Genomic DNA, 15,743 nt, shown 5'->3' with positions numbered 1-15,743 from the left:
ATTCGAGGATCTTGCGGCTAATGCATGTCGCTCAAAAGTGGCCCCGGGACAGCGGCATGCATAGAAACAGGCTTAAAGCACGTCGCATGAATCCGTTTCGACGCGACGCGCTTTAAGGCTCGGAAGCGACCGATGTCAGCGAAAGGCCAGCGGCTCGACCTTGCGGATGCGCGCCTGTTCGATCACCGCCTCGAGCAGGGCCGTGTTGTGCTCCGGGTCTTCGCCCGGCTTCTCGAATGACACGTAGTTGACCACCACCGAAGCGCCGAGCTCGCTCAGCGTCAGCTGAAAATAGACGGTGACACCGGGCGGCCTCAGTTCCAGATCGAGCACGATGCGCGGGCTGCCGCTCCAGTCGACATGCGCCTCGCCGCCATGGCCGAGCCGCAGCGTGCCCGGCATGAAGAACAGCTCCACCGCTGAATCGACCAGATCCGACAGGCACGCGAAATGCTCCAGCCGGATGAAGGCGATGTAATCGGCGACATCGATCAGTCGGAGTTCCCCCACCACTTGCTCGATGGCGCTGGCGACGATGATCTCGCGGGAATTTGCGTGCGGTTGCCGGTTCATGAAATCTGTCTGCGCTCAGCCTTTTTCGAGTAGACGACCCGCACCAGTTCGGCGACGGCCTGATAGAATTGCGACGGGATCACATTATCGACCGAAACTTGCTTGTACATGGAGCGGGCGAGCGCCACGTCCTCGAAGATCGGGATGTTGTGTTCCCGCGCGATCTCGCGGATTTTCAGCGCCACCAGATCCTGCCCCTTGGCCAGCACGATCGGCGCCGAATCCTCGTCGCGCACATATTTCAGCGCAATCGAGAAGTGCGTCGGGTTGGCGATGATCAGTGTCGCGCGCGGCACCGCCGTCATCATCCGTTTGCGCGCCCGGTCGCGCGCCAGCGAGCGTAGCCGCGACTTGACGATCGGGTCGCCCTCGGACTGCTTGAACTCGTCCTTGACCTCTTGCTTGCTCATGCGCAGGTCCTGCTTCCAGTGGAAGCGCGACCAGACGATGTCGACCGCCGCGATCAGCCCCATGACGAAGACGATCGCCACCAGAATGTCGACGGCGATGCCACGGATGACGAGGCCGAAGGCAATCGGATTGGTGATCATGCCGGCGAGCAGCTTGCGGTGGTCTTCCGACAGCGTGAAGCTCAGCACGACGATGGCAAAACCGACCTTGCCGAGCGCCTTCAGGAACTCGACCCAACCCTGAATGCCGAACAGCCTGCTCCAGCCCTTGGCAATCGAGATGCGCGAGAGTTGCGGCCGGACCCGCTCGCCGACGAATTGCGGCATGTTCTGGAACACCGAGGCGCCGACACCGGCAACGGTCAACAGCACCAGCAGGCTGACGACGGCGCGACCCACCTCCAGGAGGACGACCTTGTAGAGCGCGATGACGTCGGTCTCGGTGTCCATCGGCCAGGCTTCCGGCTTCTCCAGGAACATCGACAGAAACATTCCGAGATCGATGACCGCGTCCTTGGCGTAGAAGACGGTGAATACCAGTATGGCGACGAAGGATGCCAGCAGCGCCGTTTCCCGCGAATGGGGCAGCTTGCCCTGTTCGATGGTGTCGCGGATCTTCTTTTCCGTCGCCTCTTCGGTTTTCGAGTCCTTGTCGACCGCGTCAGCCATGTCGCGGCCTTAGGCCGCGTTCTGGGTCGAGGGAAGTTCGAAGGCGCCTTCGCGCGACAGCCGGATCGTCGTCGTCACGATCGTCTTGCGCGCCGCCGTAATGTCGGCAAGCGGAATGCCTTCCGACCCTTGTCCGAGTTCGGCTTCGATCATGCGCCGCGACCGCGCGCCGATCGCCGACAGCACGGATTCGGCAAGTCCCGCTTGCACGCCGCGCAAGGCCAGCGTGACCAGTTCGGTCGACAGCCCGTCGAACAGCAGCACCCGCGCTTTCTGGGTCAGAAGCGGCAGGTCGTCGAAGGCGAACAGGCGGGCCCGGACGCCGTCGAGATCGGGCGTGCCGGCGGCCTCCAGATCCTGCATGACCTCCTCGAGCAGCGGCTTGTCCAGTTCGTTGAGAACACTGGCGACGCGCGCCTGACCAGCCGAGGTATCCTTGGTCGAGGTTTCCGTGAGCACGCTGGTGCGCAGCCGGTTTTCGACGATCCTGCTAGCGGCGTCCGGAACATTGGCCATCGTCACCATGCGCTTGATGATTTCGCCGCGCGTCGATTTGGTCAACGTCAGGAGCACGCTCGCCGCCACTTGCGGCGCCAGCTTCGACAGCACCATGGCCGCGGTCTGCGGATGCTCGCCAGCCAGGAAGGCGCCAAGCCGCGCCGGTTCGAGCTTTTCGAGTTCGGGCCAGATCGGCGGCGGGCCTTCCGGTGCGACCTCGAATTTCTTGTCGCCCATGATGGCGCTCATCTCTTCGGGCGAGAGCGATTCATTGAGGATGGTGTCCATCCTGTCGGCGGAATCGAGCAGTCCCGCCCCTTCGGTGAACTCGGCCTCGAACTCGGCGACGATGCGCTCGAGATCGCTTTGCGGAATGGTCCGCAGCAGACGGGCGCCCTCGATCAGCGCCTTCAGTTCTTCCTGCTTGAAGAATTTCAAAAGACGGCTGGCCGACGGCTTGCCCATCGCCACCAATATGGCGGCCGCCTTCTGCGCGCGGGTCAAGGTCACCGGCGTCGTCATGCCTCTCGCCTCCGCTGCCACCGGCAAGCCCCGCAATCCATGTCTAGGCGCCCTTCGTGCCGGCGATGATTTCGGTCAGCCTGATGCCGAAGCGCGACGGATCGCTTTCCAGCACGGTGATCTCGCCGCGCGCGATCTTGCGGCCGTTGACCACGACGTCGACAGGTTCGCCGATGCGGCGGTTGAGCGCCACCGTCGAACCCTTCTGCAGCGCCATCAGGTCGGAGACCGGCATCTCGGTACTGCCGAGGATGATCTGGACATCGACGGGGATGTTCATGATGACGCTCGCATTGGCACCGGAAGCGGCCCTGAACGCCGCATCGGGGCGCTTTTCCTCTTCATGCAGGACCCCGCGCAATTCTTCGATGGCACGGTCGAGCTGCTCGTCCGGCTGGTCGAGGTCGGCTTCCGCCTTGGTGTTGGCCATGCGTCGTCTCCAAATGCTCAGGCGCGTCCGGCGGCAGCCGGCATCAGCCCGTCGATAAAGTCCTGCCCGGCATCGTAGGGATGCCTGATTCGGACGGTGTAATTCTGACCGAGTTTGCCGAACTCGCATACGAACAGCGTCTTGCCGCGCGCGCTGAGACGCGCCTGCGACTGCGCCGTTTCCTCGAATTCGATGACTTGGCCGATTTCGAAACCGGCGAGGTCGCCGAGCGTCAGCCGGGCCAGCGGCATGGTGGCCTCGAGCGCCACCGTGGAGCGCATCACCTCTTCCGAAAAACGCGCCCGCCAGCTGGCACCCTGATCGTTCTCGCCGGCGGCGACTGCACTGTCCCGGCTGGCCAGCACGACACGCTGCGGCATCATCACCGTGACGGTGCCGCTGTCGGCCGGCGTCGAGATGCCAAGAACGATGCGGATTGCCGCGCCATCGCGAAGCACGTGCCGTTTCGCCTCGGTGCCCGACATCGCCCGCGGCACAGGCAGGCGCAGGTCGAGCGAGCGCCGTCCCGACCCGTTCAGGGCCTGTGCGACCTGCTGGAACACCATAGTCGAGACATCGATTTCGATCTGCGACAGATCGCGCTCGATCGGCGAGACAGGCAGGTCCGGGTCGCCGCCGAACAGCGTGCAGATCATGATCGCGATCGCCGGCGCATCGATCACCAGGGTCATGGCATCGGAGGACGTGGATGATGCGACAATGGTCATGGCAAACGTATCGCCGGCGCGCGAGCGCGCCTCCGAGACGCGGCTGACCTCGACGGCCCTGAGATCGACGGTGACCGGAACGCCAAGCTCACTGGTCAGGCTCTTCTGCAGCAGCGGCGCGGCGCGCTCGGCCATGGCCCGGCCAGTGCCGATGACCTGGGCGGCCTCGCCGCTATCGCCGACAAGACGCTCGATGATTAGCGAGCGGGCTTCCGAGGGGCTTCCCGGACTGGTCATGACAGTGCTGGGACCGATCTGTCGCGCATCGTTCAGGCGGCCTTCTTTTCGACGGAGCCGGTGTTCATCGTGCTTTGCTCGACGGCGTCGATCGTTGGCCGTTCATAGGACGAGATGGTCTTGCGGCCGAACTCGATCGCCACCTGCGGCAGCGCGCCGTTCATGTAGGCCAGCAGCGTCTGCTTGACGATGATGTAGAGGCGGTTGTTCTTCTCGCGTACCGTCTTGATCTTGGTGGCGACCGGCCCGACCACCGCGTAGGACAGGAAGATACCGAGGAAGGTGCCGACCAGGGCCGCGCCAATCAGGCCGCCGAGGATTTCCGGCGACTGGTCGAGCGCGCCCATCGCCTTGACCACGCCAAGCACGGCGGCGACGATGCCGAGCGCCGGCAAGCCGTCACCGACCGCCACCATTGCGTGATAGGCCTTCATCTTGTCGGACCTGATGGTCTGGATTTCCTCGTCCATCAGCGCCTCGATCTCGTGCGAGCGTGCATTGCCAATGATGATGATGCGGCAGTAATCGCAGATGAAATTCATCAAATCGTGGTTCTTGAGCACGGTCGGAAAGGCCTGGAAGATCGCCGATTCCTCGGGATTGTCGATATGCGCCTCGACCTCGCTGCGCGACTTCGAGCGCAGTTCGCGCATCAGACTGTGCAGCACGCCGAGCGTTTCGAGGTAGTTCTGTTCCTTCGGCACCGCCTGCTTGAACGCCTCGAGGATGGCCTTGCCGGTGTCCTTGACCGTCTTCATCGGGTTGGCCACCAGAAACGTGCCGAACGCGGCGCCGCAGATGACCACGGCTTCCCACGGCTGGACCAGCACATGAAGATGGCCGCCCATGGCCATGAAGCCGCCAAGGACGCAGCCGAGCGTCACCACAAGTCCAATCAGAATGCCCACAATAGGTCCTTCCGCATTTCACAACAGGAGCAAGGAATAGCCCCCGTGCCTTGTGTGAGGCTTGAATCGAAGCCGCTCGATCCGATTCAGTTTCGCGCAAGGAAGTGGGGGTATTGTGCTGACATAGCTTCGGCCGGAGGCACGTCTTTGCTCAGTACATTTACCAGCTACCAGCTCATCACCAAGGACATTTCAAAGTCGCTCGACAGGATCGAGCAGCAGCCCGTCGTTGACCGCGATACCAAATATTATCTGGACAACATCACCAAGGTGAAATCGATCGACGATTTCGTCAAAAATGACCGGTTGTTCAAATATGCCATGAAGGCCTACGGGCTCGAGGATATGGACTACGCCAAGGCCTTCATGGTCAAGGCGCTGAAGGAAGGCGTCTCCGATCCCAACAGCTTTGCCAACAAGCTGACCGACAAGCGCTACGCCGAATTCGTCAGCGCTTTCAACTTCGCCGCCAACGGCGCCGATGCGACCATCTACAACAAGACGCAGCAGATGGTGACCAAGAACTACGCCACGCAGGCGAAAATCGCCGGCCTCGATCCGAACTCCGACTATGTGAAGGGCGAGACGACATATTATCTCGCCAACATCACCAAGGTGAAGTCGATCGACGACCTGATGTCGAACAGCCGGCTCTACACCTACGCCCTCGCGTCATTCGGCCTCGATGCGGCGACGGAGGACAAGGATCTCATCAAGCGGGTTCTGCAGGGTGGCGTCAGTGACCCCGACAGCGTCGCCAACCAGATGACGGACAAGACCTACGCCGCGCTGGCCTCAGCCTTCAACTTCGAAGCCTATGGCGAAAACACCACCACCATCAATCCGGCGCAGCAGCCGACCGTCGACAAGTACATGCGTCAGACCCTCGAAGAGGATGCCGGCCAGTCCAATCAAGGCGTGCGGCTGGCGCTCTATTTCGACCGCAAGGCGCCGACCATCACCAGCTGGTACGACGTGCTGGCCGACACCGCCCTTGCCAGCGTCGTGCGCACCGCGCTCGGGCTGCCCGATTCCTTCGCCACCGCCAACATCGACAAGCAGGCGCAGCTGTTCGAGCAGAAACTCGACATCTCGGATTTCTCCGACCCCGAGAAGCTCGGCAAGTTCCTGACCCGCTTCACCAGTATGTACGAGATAAACAATCCGACCTCATCGGCCGTCTCCTCGGTCAGCGTGCTGTTTTCCCAGCCGATCACGGTCGGCATCTCCACCGACCTGATGATGGCCATGCAGAAGTTGAGGTTCTGAGACCATCATGCGGGACAGCCTGTACGTCGCCCTTTCCTCGCAGATCGCGCTCGAGCGCCGCCTCGACACGATCGCCGACAACGTCGCCAACGCCTCGACGATCGGCTTTCGCGCCACCGGCGTGAAATTCGAGGACGTCGTCTCCGGCACCGGGCCGAAGTCGGTATCCTTCGCGTCTTCGGGCAAGACCTATCTTTCCGGCACGCACGGTGCCTTGACCGAGACCGGAAATCCGTTCGATTTCGCCGTCCAGGGCGATGCCTGGTTCGCCATCGATACGCCGGTCGGCACTGTCATGACCCGCGACGGGCGCTTTTCGATGAACGAGAATGGCGAGCTGATGTCGATCGAGGGCCACCCGGTGCTCGATGCCGGAGGTTCACCGATCCAGCTCGACCCCCGCAATGGTCCGCCCAAGGCCGGGGCCGACGGTTCGCTGCGCCAGAACGATCAGCTCGTCGGCTCCATCGGCCTCTACAATTTCGATCCCGGCGAGAATTTCGTCCGCTACGGCAATTCAGGCATCATTCCGGCGCGCACGCCGGAGCCGGTCACCGATCGTTCCGATACCGGGATCGCCCAGGGTTTTCTCGAAGAATCCAATGTCAATCCGGTGCTCGAGATCACCCGGCTGATCATGGTGCAGCGCGCCTTCGAAAATACCGCGGCCCTGATGCGGCAGACCGACTCCTCCACCGACGAGGCGATCAAGACGCTCGGCTCGAAATAGCCCATGTCGCTCGACCAGCCATCCCTGCGCGCGCCCGAAAGACAGCTCCAGCCGGCCCCGGAAGACCGGCTTGCCGCGCTGGAACGGGTATGGCGACGTTTCGCCGACACGGAGGCACTGCTCAAGCGCGGCGGCCGCGTCGTCGAAGTCACGTCCACGCACTACAAGGTGCGCGGCCTTTCCGACTTCGCCAGGCTGGGCGACATCGTCGAGCAGCGCGGCCATGCCGGCGCGCGCCGCGGCGAGATCGTCAAGATCAGCCGCGACGAGATCGTCGTGGCACCCTTCGAACGCAGCGCCGATGCCGGCATCGGTGATGCGGTGTTCCGCCGCGGTCCGCTCGCGGTTGGGCCGCATGCCTCGTGGCGCGGCCGCACCATCGACGCGCTCACCAGGGCGATCGATGGCGGCCCGTCTTTGGTCAGGGGTGACGACACGTCGAGCGGCGCCCGCACGACGCCCGGCGCCATGGCGCGGCAGCGCGTCGGCACCGCCTTCATGACCGGCGTCAAGGTCATCGACATCTTCACGCCGCTTTGCTTCGGCCAGCGCCTCGGCATCTTTGCCGGCTCCGGCGTCGGCAAGTCGACGCTGCTCGCCATGCTTGCCGGCGCCGACGCATTCGACACCGTCGTCGTGGCGCTGATCGGCGAACGCGGCCGCGAGGTGCGCGAATTCCTCGAGGACACGATCGGCGACAGCATGGCCAAGACCGTCGCCGTCGTCGCCACCAGCGACGAGAGCGCCATGATGCGCCGGCGTGCACCGGACACCGCCATGCGCGTCGCCGAGCATTTTCGCGACCAGGGCCATCGCGTGCTTCTGGTGCTGGATTCGATCACCCGCTTCGCCCATGCCTTGCGCGAGGTGGCGACGGGAACCGGCGAGCCGCCGGTCGCCCGCGGCTATCCGGCCTCGGTGTTCACCGAACTGCCCAAGCTGCTCGAGCGCGCCGGACCGGGCGCCGAAGGCCCCGGGGTTGAAGGCAAGGGATCGATCACCGCCATCATTTCCGTGCTGGTCGACGGCGACGACCACAACGACCCGGTCGCCGATTCCGTGCGCGGCATCCTCGACGGCCATGTCGTGCTCGACCGCGCGATCGCCGAACAGGGACGCTATCCGCCGGTCAATCCGCTGTCGTCCATATCGCGTCTTGCCGGCAAGGCCTGGAGCGCCGAACAGCGTGCCCTGGTGACAAGGCTGAAGTCGATGATCGCCCGGTTCGAGGACACGCGCGATATCCGCTTGCTGGGCGCCTATCAGGGCGGCGTCGATGCCGAGCTCGATATCGCCGTGCGCCAGGTGCCGCTGATCTACGAGGCGCTGACGCAATCGCCCAAGGACCGCCCGTCCGCCGAGCCGTTCTCCGACCTCGCCCGTCACCTCAAGGGTAAGCTGAATGCCGATACAGGAGACTGAACGCCAGTACACCGAGCGCGTCCTGCGCGAAATGCTCGCCGAGGCCAGCGCCGCGGAGGAAGCCAGGGCCGACGAAGCCAGAGTTGCCAAGGCAAAGGCTGTCCGCGCCATAGCTGCGAAAGCCGAGGCTGTTCTAGCCAGAGCTGCCAAGCCAATCCTGCCCAGGGTTGCTAAAGCCGAGCCTGTTCTGTCCAGGGCTGCTGAGCTCGCCGTGCCCAGGGTTCCCCAGGCAGCGGCCGCCGAGATGACGCAGGCCAGCCGTGACTCGCTGATCGACGGCCTGTTCCCGCGCACCGAATGGCCGCAGCCGCCAAAGGCGCCATTTCCCAGGCTGAAAAAGAAGTCCGACCGGCGCAGCGATTTCGTTATTGCCGCGCTCGGCCTCACGCTCGGGCTGATCTGCGCCCTGTTTCCCTGGTACATCTTCTTCAACCAGGAACAGTTCGGCGTCCAGGCGATCAAGTTTGGCGGCACCGGCACCAATTCAGGACGGGCGGGCGGCGGCGTGGTCGCCCAACGCAGCGCGCCGCTGACGGCAAAGGACGCTCCCGCGGCCAATATCGATCTGCTTGCCACGGGAACCGTGCAGGATGATGCCAATCCCGCTCCTGCGCCGGACGAGCAACCCTTTCCGGCCGATGCCGCGAAATTCCGCATGGTTCATGTCGCCAATGGCCGCGCCATGATCGAGGACGATGCCGGACTGTGGATCGTCCAGCGTGGCTCGATACTGCCGGACTCCAGTCAGGTGTCTTCCATCGAGCAGCGCAACGGCAAATGGGTCATGGTCACCAGCACCGACCAGGTGATCGAACTCTCCAGGTAAACGCCCGTCTCGGGCGCCCGGCCATCCGCAAGGTCCGCGCAAGACTGGCGGCCTAGTCTTCGGGAACCCGCCCGGAGATTCCCATGGAGCCCGTTTCCCTTTTCGACCTCGCCGCCAAGCAAGCGCAATGGCTTGCCGTGCGCCAGTCCGCCATCGCTGGCAACATCGCCAACGCCAACACGCCGGGCTACACGGCAAACGATGTCGAGCCGTTCGAAAAGGTGCTCGACCGCACAGCGGTGTCGCTGCAGGCCACGCAGGCCGGCCATCTCGGCAACGCCGCGACCAATGCCGGCTTCACCGTCAAGCCGCAGGAAGATGACGGCGTTGTCATGCCGTCCAAGAACTCGGTCGTGCTGGAAGACCAGCTGATGAAGGCCGGCGAAGTGCGCCGCTCCTTCGAGCTCAACACGGCGATCGTCAAGGCGTTCCATTCGATGATGATGATGGCGGTGAAGAGCTGACATGGACGCGCTGACCGCAGCCCTCAAAGTCGCAGCATCCGGCCTCGGCGCCCAGTCGGAGCGCTTGCGCGTGGTTTCGGAAAACCTGGCCAACGCCCAGTCGACCGGCACCGCACCCGGTTCCGATCCCTATCGCCGCAAGACCATCAGCTTCGTCTCCGAGCTCGACCGGACCTCCGGCAGCTCAACGGTCGCAGTGAACTCGATCGATCGTGATCCCAGTGACTTTCCGGTCGAGTTCCAGCCCGGCAACGAGGCCGCCGACGACAAGGGCTACGTCAAGATGCCCAACGTCAACGTGCTGATCGAAATGGCCGACATGACCGAGGCCAACCGCTCCTACGAAGCCAATCTTCAGGTCGTCAAGCAGGCGCGCGACCTGATTTCCATGACCATCGACCTGATGAGGAACCAGTAATGATCAGCGGTATCGGAGCCCTTCAGTTCAAGTCCTCGATCGGCGGCGACGACGCGGTGACAAGCCTGCTCCAGGGCGGCGCCACACCCTCGGCCGGCGGCAATATCGGCACCTCCTTCGCCGAGGCGCTGAGCCAGGCGGCCTCCAAGACCGTCAACACGATGGAGAATGCCGAGCAGGTGTCGATGCAGGCGCTCAAGGGCGACGCCGACACCCGTCAGGTGGTCGACGCCGTGATGAGCGCGCAACAGGCGCTTCAGACCGCCGTCGCCATCCGCGACAAGGTGGTTTCCGCCTATCTCGAAGTCAGTCGAATGGGCATCTGAGGAATTCCGCCATGAAAGCACTCGCCATCGCCGCCACCGGCATGAATGCCCAGCAGACAAATCTGGAAGTCATCGCCAACAACATCGCCAACATCAACACCACCGGCTACAAACGCGCCCGCGCCGAATTCTCGGACCTGCTCTACCAGGTCGACCGCACGCAGGGCGTGCCCAACCGTTCCAACGCCTCGCTGGTGCCGGAGGGCGTCTCGATCGGCCTCGGCGTCAAGACGACGGCCGTGCGCAACGTGCACACCCAGGGCGAACTGACCAGCACCGGCAACAGTTTCGACATGGCGCTCACCGGCAGGGGCTGGTTCCAGATCGAGGGCGCCGACGGCGGCACGCTGTACAGCCGCGCCGGCGCCTTCAACACCAACGCCACCGGCCAGCTGGTGACGGTCGACGGCGCCAGTGTCATTCCGGCCATCACCGTTCCCACCGACGCCGTCGAGGTTATCGTCAACAAGACCGGACAGGTCTTCGCCCGCATCGATGGCCAGACCGACCTGCAGACCCTCGGTCAGCTTCAGATCGCCAATTTCGCCAACGAGGCGGGTCTGGCGCCGCTCGGCGACAACCTGTTCCAGGAAACCACGGCTTCCGGCCCGGCGAATGTCGGCGTGCCGGGCGATCCCGGCTTTGCCACGATCGAGCAGGGCTATCTCGAGGCCTCCAACGTCGATCCGGTGAAGGAGATCACCGAGCTGATCTCGGCGCAGCGCGCCTATGAGATGAATTCCAAGGTCATCCAGGCCGCCGACGACATGGCTTCCGTCGTCTCCAAGAACATCAGGTAACGGAAGATGGCCATGCCGATCTCCTGCTCCGCATTCCGCCGCACCGCGCTCGTCCTTGCGCTGGTGGCCGGCGGCATGCCGGCTTTCGCCCAGGAATCGGCAGACCAATCGGCCACTCAGATCGCCAGCAGTCAACCTGCCGGCGAGGTTGTGTTGATCCCCAACCGGGTCATCTATCCCGGCGAGACCATCGAGCTCGCTGCCCTGAAAAAGGTGACCCTGATCGCCGGCAAGCACAAGCCGGACGCGGTCGCCACCCGGGCCGAGGAACTCGACGGCAAGGTCGCCAAGCGCACGCTGCTGCCTGGCCGCTACATCCCTTCCGCTGCCGTCCGCAAGGCCTGGCTGGTCGAACAGGGCGCGTCGGTGCAGGTCTTCTTCATCGCCGGCGGGCTGACGATCTCGGCCACCGCGGTGACGTTGCAGCCGGGTGCGGCGGGCGACCTCGTCAAGGTCCGCAACGTCGACAGCGGCAAGATCCTGTCCGGAACGGTGATGGCGGATGGGACCATCCAGGTCAGCGCTTCATGATGCGCGGACTTGCCCTGATCTTGGCGGCCGTGCTCGGCTTGCAGCCGGCGTTGGCCGACGGCCTGACGCCCAAGGCCAAGCGCGAGCTCGCCGCCAAGAATGGCGGCGTCTACGACGATCCCGAATACAATCCGGCCACCACCAGCCGCATGTTCCGGGTTTCGTCCGGGCCGAGTTCGCTGCCGCCGGGCCAGGTCGCCTCGCGCATCAAGGACATCGCCCAGCTGCAGAGTTCGCGCGACAACCAGCTGGTCGGCTACGGCCTGGTCATCGGGCTTGCCGGGTCGGGCGACAGCCTGCGCAACTCGCCGTTCACCGAACAATCGATCCGCGCCATGCTCGAAAATCTCGGCATCGCCACCGAAGGCGGCAGCGCACGCGCCAAGAATGTCGCCGCCGTCATCGTCACCGCCAACATGCCGCCCTACGTGCAGTCTGGCGCCCGCATCGACATCGACGTCTCCTCGATGGGCGACGCGACCTCGCTCGCTGGCGGCACGCTGATCATGACGCCCTTGAAGGCGGCGGACGGCGAGATCTATGCCGTCGGCCAGGGCTCGGTCATCGTTTCCGGCTTCGTCGCCAAGGGACAGGCCGAGCAGCTGACGCAAGGCGTGCCGACCTCCGGTCGTGTGCCGAACGGCGCCATCGTCGAGCGCGCCGTCCAGGCCGAGTTCGACGATCAGGCGACGCTGACCCTGCAATTGCGCAATCCCGATTTTTCGACCGCAATCCGCATCGCCGACGCCATCAACGACTATACCAGCCAGCGCTTCGGCGCGCGGGTTGCGGCCGAGCGCGATTCCCGCACCGTGCAGATCAGAAGGCCGAAGGGGGTTTCGGCGGCCCGCTTCTATGCCGAGATCGAAAACCTGGTGGTCGAATCCGACACGCCGGCCCGTGTCGTCATCGACGAGCGCACCGGCACCATCGTCATCGGCAACGACGTCAAGATCTCGCGGGTCGCCATCAGCCACGGCACGCTCACCGTGCGCATCACCGAAGCGCCGCGCGTCGTCCAGCCCGAGCCTTTCTCCAGGGGCGAGACGGCCGTCGAACCGTTCACCGCTATCGACGCGAGCCGGCCCGATGCCCGCGTCGCCGTGCTTGACGGACCCGATCTCGAAACGCTCGTTTCCGGCCTCAACCGTCTCGGCGTCAAGCCGGACGGCATCATTGCCATTCTGCAGGGCATCAAGTCGGCCGGCGCCCTGCAGGCCGACCTGGTTCTGCAATAGGCGATGCCGATGACCCGCTCTCTCTCACGCCATGAAAGACGCCGCCCCGCCGCGATCCTGCTCGCAGCCGCTGTTGTCGCCATGTCCTTTGCCGGCAGCACGGCGCGCGGCGAGGAAACGGTTCGCCAGGTCCTGCCGGGCGCACCGGCCGCTGAGCCGCCGCGGCAATTGACGCGGGAAAAGGCGCCGGACCAAAGCGAGATCGAGCGCTTCTGCTCCAACATCGCCGACGCTGCCCGCGACCGCCGCTATGCCTTGCAGGCGGAGGAGATGAAGCAGCTGCAGGCCGGCATCGACCAGCGCATGAAGGCGCTGGAGGAGAAGCGGGCCGAATACGAGACCTGGCTGAAGCGACGCGAGGTTTTCCTGGCCCGGGCCGAGGACGGCGTCGTCCAGATCTATGCCGGCATGAAGCCTGACGCCGCCGCCGAGCGGCTGGCCATCGTCAACCCCGACCTGGCGGCGGCCATATTGATGAAGCTCGATTCACGCAAGGCGAGCGTCATCCTCAACGAAATGGACCAGAAGGCGGCGGCGACGCTCACCGGCATCATGGCCAGCGCAGCCCGAAGGGTAGATCCGTCATGATCCGCAAGATGCTCCTCCTGTGCACGGTCGCCGGGCTGTCCGGGTGCGGAACCAATCTGAAGGAGGTCGGCAAGGAGCCCGCTCTGTCCCCGGTCGGCTCAGGCATCGATGGCGGCAACACCTCGTCCCTCTATCGCTATCCGGAAACGCCGCCCGCGCCGGTCAGGAAATTCTCATTGTGGGATGACCGTCAGAGCCGGCTGTTCACCGACCCTCGGGCACTGTCGCAGGGTGACATCCTGACCGTCAAGATCAAGATCAACGACAGGGCCAACTTCAAGAACCAGAACGACAGGAGCCGCACCGCCAACCGCAAGCTCGGTTACGACCTCAGCGCGCAGTGGGACAACTGGAGCACTGCCGGCAAGGGCGCCGGCGCTCTCAGCTCCACCACGGACACGACGGCCGACGGCGAGATCAAGCGCTCGGAAACGCTTGAACTCAATGTCGCGGCCATCGTTACCGATGTCTTGCCGAACGGCAATTTGATGATCACGGGATCGCAGGAAGTGCGCGTCAACGCCGAGCTCAGGGTGCTGACACTCGCCGGCATCGTGCGGCCGGCCGATATCGGCGCCGAGAACACCATCCCCTACGAACGCATCGCCGAGGCGCGCATCTCCTACGGCGGGCGCGGCCGCATCACCGAGGTCCAGCAACCTGCCTATGGCCAGCAGATTCTCGACCAGGTTCTTCCGTTCTAGAATTGGGGAACACGGCACCGTGGCAAATTTCGAACAGGTTCAGCCGCGCAAGGGTCCCTCCCTTGCCATCCAGGCCATCATGCTGCTGGTCGTGACGGCGGCCGCCATCGGCATGGGCTGGATGTCCGGCGGCTATCTCAAGGGCGTCGGGGCACCTGCGTCGGTGCCGGTGGCGCCTGAGAACGAAGGCAAGACCGTGGAGCCCGCCGCGGGCGGTGAGCCAGGCGTGGGGCCGACGCTCGTCGTGCTGGCGCCAATCACCACCAACATCGCCTCGCCTGCCGATACCTGGATCAGAATGGAGGTGTCCGTAGTCTATGACGGGCCGCAGTCACAGGCCATGTCGGATGACATCCACCAGGACCTTCTGGCCCTGGTGCGCACCTTGAAGATGCATCAGATCGAGGGCGCCAGCGGCTACCAGCACCTGAAGGCCGATCTTGAGGAACGCGCCTCGATCCGCAGCCAGGGTCACGCCAAGCAGATTCTTATCAGGACATTGCTGCTCGAATGAGAAAGTTCCTTCTTGCTACCGCGATGATCGCCGCCGCCACGTCCGTCGCGGCGGCGCAGCAACTCGATCTCGGCGGCATCGGCAAGGCCGATGGCACCACCGTCGGCTACATCATCCAGGTGTTCGGCCTGCTGACCGTGCTGTCGGTGGCGCCAGGCCTGCTGATCATGGTGACGAGCTTCACCCGCTTCGTCATCGCCTTCTCGATCCTGCGCGCTGGCATCGGCCTGCAGTCGACGCCGGCCAATCTCATTCTGATTTCGCTGTCGTTGTTCATGACCTTCTATGTCATGGCGCCGACCTTCGACCAGGCCTGGAACACCGGCGTCAAGCCGCTGATGGACAACCAGATCACCCAGACCGAGGCCTTCGACAAGATTTCGGATCCGTTCCGCACCTTCATGCTGCGCAATGTGCGCGACAAGGACTTCGACCTGTTCGCCGATCTCGCCCGCGAGCGCGGCCAGACCGTTGCGCGCGACACCGTGGACCTGCGCATCCTGGTGCCCGCCTTCATGATCTCGGAAATCCGGCGCGGCTTCGAGATCGGCTTCCTGATCGTGCTGCCATTCCTGGTCATCGACCTGATCGTCGCCACCATCACCATGGCGATGGGCATGATGATGCTGCCGCCAACGGTGGTGTCGCTGCCGTTCAAGATCCTGTTCTTCGTCCTCATCGACGGCTGGAATCTGCTTGTCGGCAGCCTGGTGCGCTCCTTCAACTGATCCCCGGCAACTGATCCCTGGCAACTTGATCTTTGCCGCGCGCTCCGGCCCAAAATTCAAGCAATATATTTTCGATTAACCGTCCGGTTTAGCCCTTTGGTAGGGACTTGCCCGCATATTCGCTCGCAGATGGCGGGTGATCGATTTCGAGATCATTGGCATGATGCCGCACCGTCATACCGGGAAGCCCGGTATGTCAAAAAAACACCT

At 64.0% G+C, this 15,743-nt stretch carries 20 protein-coding genes; 14 read left to right on the top strand and 6 right to left on the bottom strand.

Going from position 1 to position 15,743, the window contains the following annotated elements; genetic code table 11:
- Nucleotides 1-135: 135 nt before the first annotated feature.
- Genes ACFFNA_RS19200 through motA form a run of 6 tightly spaced genes read right to left on the bottom strand, consistent with a single transcriptional unit; the run spans nt 136 to nt 4,975 of the window.
- Entirely contained in the window at nt 136-573 is a 438-nt protein-coding gene (locus ACFFNA_RS19200; protein WP_111547824.1) for a BspJ family T4SS effector nucleomodulin, read from the bottom strand.
- Nucleotides 570-1,652 (bottom strand): flagellar biosynthesis protein FlhB, encoded by a 1,083-nt coding sequence (gene flhB / locus ACFFNA_RS19195; protein ID WP_378920729.1) that lies wholly within the window; start codon nt 1,650-1,652, stop codon nt 570-572. The genes ACFFNA_RS19200 and flhB overlap by 4 nt, the downstream gene beginning before the upstream one ends.
- A gap of 9 nt (nt 1,653-1,661) precedes the next feature.
- Nucleotides 1,662-2,672 carry a flagellar motor switch protein FliG gene (locus ACFFNA_RS19190; protein ID WP_378920727.1) on the bottom strand — a complete coding sequence of 337 codons (1,011 nt, stop codon included), beginning with the start codon at nt 2,670-2,672 and terminating at the stop codon, nt 1,662-1,664.
- A 43-nt stretch (nt 2,673-2,715) separates the two neighbouring features.
- Nucleotides 2,716-3,102, bottom strand: coding sequence for a flagellar motor switch protein FliN (gene fliN / locus ACFFNA_RS19185; protein WP_378920725.1), 387 nt, complete (start codon nt 3,100-3,102; stop codon nt 2,716-2,718).
- 17 nt (nt 3,103-3,119) lie between these two features.
- Entirely contained in the window at nt 3,120-4,067 is a 948-nt protein-coding gene (locus ACFFNA_RS19180) for a FliM/FliN family flagellar motor switch protein (RefSeq protein WP_378920723.1), read from the bottom strand.
- A 32-nt stretch (nt 4,068-4,099) separates the two neighbouring features.
- The gene (gene motA, locus ACFFNA_RS19175; protein WP_111547819.1) at nt 4,100-4,975 is read right to left on the bottom strand and encodes a flagellar motor stator protein MotA; all 876 of its coding nucleotides are present in this window, start codon (nt 4,973-4,975) and stop codon (nt 4,100-4,102) included.
- Between the two features lie 147 nt (nt 4,976-5,122).
- Between motA and ACFFNA_RS19170 the strand changes: the two genes are divergently transcribed.
- The 14 genes from ACFFNA_RS19170 (at nt 5,123) to fliP (ending at nt 15,533) form a co-directional block, all read left to right on the top strand.
- Nucleotides 5,123-6,244 carry a DUF1217 domain-containing protein gene (locus ACFFNA_RS19170; protein ID WP_378920721.1) on the top strand — a complete coding sequence of 374 codons (1,122 nt, stop codon included), beginning with the start codon at nt 5,123-5,125 and terminating at the stop codon, nt 6,242-6,244.
- Between the two features lie 7 nt (nt 6,245-6,251).
- Nucleotides 6,252-6,974 (top strand): flagellar basal-body rod protein FlgF, encoded by a 723-nt coding sequence (gene flgF / locus ACFFNA_RS19165; RefSeq protein ID WP_378920719.1) that lies wholly within the window; start codon nt 6,252-6,254, stop codon nt 6,972-6,974.
- Nucleotides 6,975-6,977: 3 nt separating this feature from the next.
- The gene (gene fliI, locus ACFFNA_RS19160; RefSeq protein WP_378920717.1) at nt 6,978-8,396 is read left to right on the top strand and encodes a flagellar protein export ATPase FliI; all 1,419 of its coding nucleotides are present in this window, start codon (nt 6,978-6,980) and stop codon (nt 8,394-8,396) included.
- Nucleotides 8,377-9,222 (top strand): hypothetical protein, encoded by an 846-nt coding sequence (locus tag ACFFNA_RS19155; protein ID WP_378920715.1) that lies wholly within the window; start codon nt 8,377-8,379, stop codon nt 9,220-9,222. The genes fliI and ACFFNA_RS19155 overlap by 20 nt, the downstream gene beginning before the upstream one ends.
- An 83-nt stretch (nt 9,223-9,305) precedes the next feature.
- The gene (gene flgB, locus ACFFNA_RS19150) at nt 9,306-9,686 is read left to right on the top strand and encodes a flagellar basal body rod protein FlgB (protein WP_095084506.1); all 381 of its coding nucleotides are present in this window, start codon (nt 9,306-9,308) and stop codon (nt 9,684-9,686) included.
- Nucleotide 9,687: 1 nt separating this feature from the next.
- Entirely contained in the window at nt 9,688-10,104 is a 417-nt protein-coding gene (gene flgC, locus ACFFNA_RS19145; protein WP_111547815.1) for a flagellar basal body rod protein FlgC, read from the top strand.
- Entirely contained in the window at nt 10,104-10,430 is a 327-nt protein-coding gene (fliE, locus tag ACFFNA_RS19140; RefSeq protein ID WP_378920712.1) for a flagellar hook-basal body complex protein FliE, read from the top strand. Before flgC ends, fliE begins: the two co-directional genes overlap by 1 nt.
- A gap of 11 nt (nt 10,431-10,441) precedes the next feature.
- The gene (gene flgG, locus ACFFNA_RS19135; RefSeq protein ID WP_378920710.1) at nt 10,442-11,230 is read left to right on the top strand and encodes a flagellar basal-body rod protein FlgG; all 789 of its coding nucleotides are present in this window, start codon (nt 10,442-10,444) and stop codon (nt 11,228-11,230) included.
- Between the two features lie 6 nt (nt 11,231-11,236).
- Nucleotides 11,237-11,761, top strand: coding sequence for a flagellar basal body P-ring formation chaperone FlgA (gene flgA / locus ACFFNA_RS19130; RefSeq protein WP_378920708.1), 525 nt, complete (start codon nt 11,237-11,239; stop codon nt 11,759-11,761).
- Nucleotides 11,758-12,999, top strand: coding sequence for a flagellar basal body P-ring protein FlgI (locus tag ACFFNA_RS19125; protein WP_111547811.1), 1,242 nt, complete (start codon nt 11,758-11,760; stop codon nt 12,997-12,999). The genes flgA and ACFFNA_RS19125 overlap by 4 nt, the downstream gene beginning before the upstream one ends.
- 9 nt (nt 13,000-13,008) lie before the next feature.
- Nucleotides 13,009-13,587 (top strand): MotE family protein, encoded by a 579-nt coding sequence (locus ACFFNA_RS19120; RefSeq protein WP_378920706.1) that lies wholly within the window; start codon nt 13,009-13,011, stop codon nt 13,585-13,587.
- Nucleotides 13,584-14,291: a flagellar basal body L-ring protein FlgH gene (flgH, locus tag ACFFNA_RS19115; protein WP_378920704.1), complete on the top strand. Its 708-nt coding sequence runs from the start codon at nt 13,584-13,586 to the stop codon at nt 14,289-14,291. The genes ACFFNA_RS19120 and flgH overlap by 4 nt, the downstream gene beginning before the upstream one ends.
- A 19-nt stretch (nt 14,292-14,310) precedes the next feature.
- Nucleotides 14,311-14,805 (top strand): flagellar basal body-associated FliL family protein, encoded by a 495-nt coding sequence (locus tag ACFFNA_RS19110; RefSeq protein ID WP_378920702.1) that lies wholly within the window; start codon nt 14,311-14,313, stop codon nt 14,803-14,805.
- The gene (fliP, locus tag ACFFNA_RS19105; protein WP_378920700.1) at nt 14,802-15,533 is read left to right on the top strand and encodes a flagellar type III secretion system pore protein FliP; all 732 of its coding nucleotides are present in this window, start codon (nt 14,802-14,804) and stop codon (nt 15,531-15,533) included. Before ACFFNA_RS19110 ends, fliP begins: the two co-directional genes overlap by 4 nt.
- Nucleotides 15,534-15,743: the final 210 nt, after the last annotated feature.

The sequence above is a fragment of the Mesorhizobium kowhaii genome, from assembly GCF_042431665.1.
GTDB classification, from domain to species: Bacteria; Pseudomonadota; Alphaproteobacteria; order Rhizobiales; family Rhizobiaceae; genus Mesorhizobium; species Mesorhizobium kowhaii.
The sequence above is the reverse complement of the archived record's forward strand: the minus strand, read 5'-3'. Positions and strand labels throughout refer to the sequence as shown.

Bases quoted from the DNA above. Each gene is read 5' to 3' on its own strand.
- ACFFNA_RS19125 (WP_111547811.1), top strand. From the start codon at position 11,758: ATGATGCGCGGACTTGCCCTGATCTTGGCGGCCGTGCTCGGCTTGCAG.
- flgH (WP_378920704.1), top strand. From the start codon at position 13,584: ATGATCCGCAAGATGCTCCTCCTGTGCACGGTCGCCGGGCTGTCCGGG.
- ACFFNA_RS19155 (WP_378920715.1), top strand. From the start codon at position 8,377: ATGCCGATACAGGAGACTGAACGCCAGTACACCGAGCGCGTCCTGCGC.
- fliN (WP_378920725.1), bottom strand. From the start codon at position 3,102: ATGGCCAACACCAAGGCGGAAGCCGACCTCGACCAGCCGGACGAGCAG.
- ACFFNA_RS19180 (WP_378920723.1), bottom strand. From the start codon at position 4,067: ATGACCAGTCCGGGAAGCCCCTCGGAAGCCCGCTCGCTAATCATCGAG.
- flgG (WP_378920710.1), top strand. From the start codon at position 10,442: ATGAAAGCACTCGCCATCGCCGCCACCGGCATGAATGCCCAGCAGACA.
- fliI (WP_378920717.1), top strand. From the start codon at position 6,978: ATGTCGCTCGACCAGCCATCCCTGCGCGCGCCCGAAAGACAGCTCCAG.
- ACFFNA_RS19190 (WP_378920727.1), bottom strand. From the start codon at position 2,672: ATGACGACGCCGGTGACCTTGACCCGCGCGCAGAAGGCGGCCGCCATA.
- flgA (WP_378920708.1), top strand. From the start codon at position 11,237: ATGGCCATGCCGATCTCCTGCTCCGCATTCCGCCGCACCGCGCTCGTC.
- flgB (WP_095084506.1), top strand. From the start codon at position 9,306: ATGGAGCCCGTTTCCCTTTTCGACCTCGCCGCCAAGCAAGCGCAATGG.
- flhB (WP_378920729.1), bottom strand. From the start codon at position 1,652: ATGGCTGACGCGGTCGACAAGGACTCGAAAACCGAAGAGGCGACGGAA.
- ACFFNA_RS19120 (WP_378920706.1), top strand. From the start codon at position 13,009: ATGACCCGCTCTCTCTCACGCCATGAAAGACGCCGCCCCGCCGCGATC.
- flgF (WP_378920719.1), top strand. From the start codon at position 6,252: ATGCGGGACAGCCTGTACGTCGCCCTTTCCTCGCAGATCGCGCTCGAG.
- ACFFNA_RS19200 (WP_111547824.1), bottom strand. From the start codon at position 573: ATGAACCGGCAACCGCACGCAAATTCCCGCGAGATCATCGTCGCCAGC.
- fliP (WP_378920700.1), top strand. From the start codon at position 14,802: ATGAGAAAGTTCCTTCTTGCTACCGCGATGATCGCCGCCGCCACGTCC.
- flgC (WP_111547815.1), top strand. From the start codon at position 9,688: ATGGACGCGCTGACCGCAGCCCTCAAAGTCGCAGCATCCGGCCTCGGC.
- fliE (WP_378920712.1), top strand. From the start codon at position 10,104: ATGATCAGCGGTATCGGAGCCCTTCAGTTCAAGTCCTCGATCGGCGGC.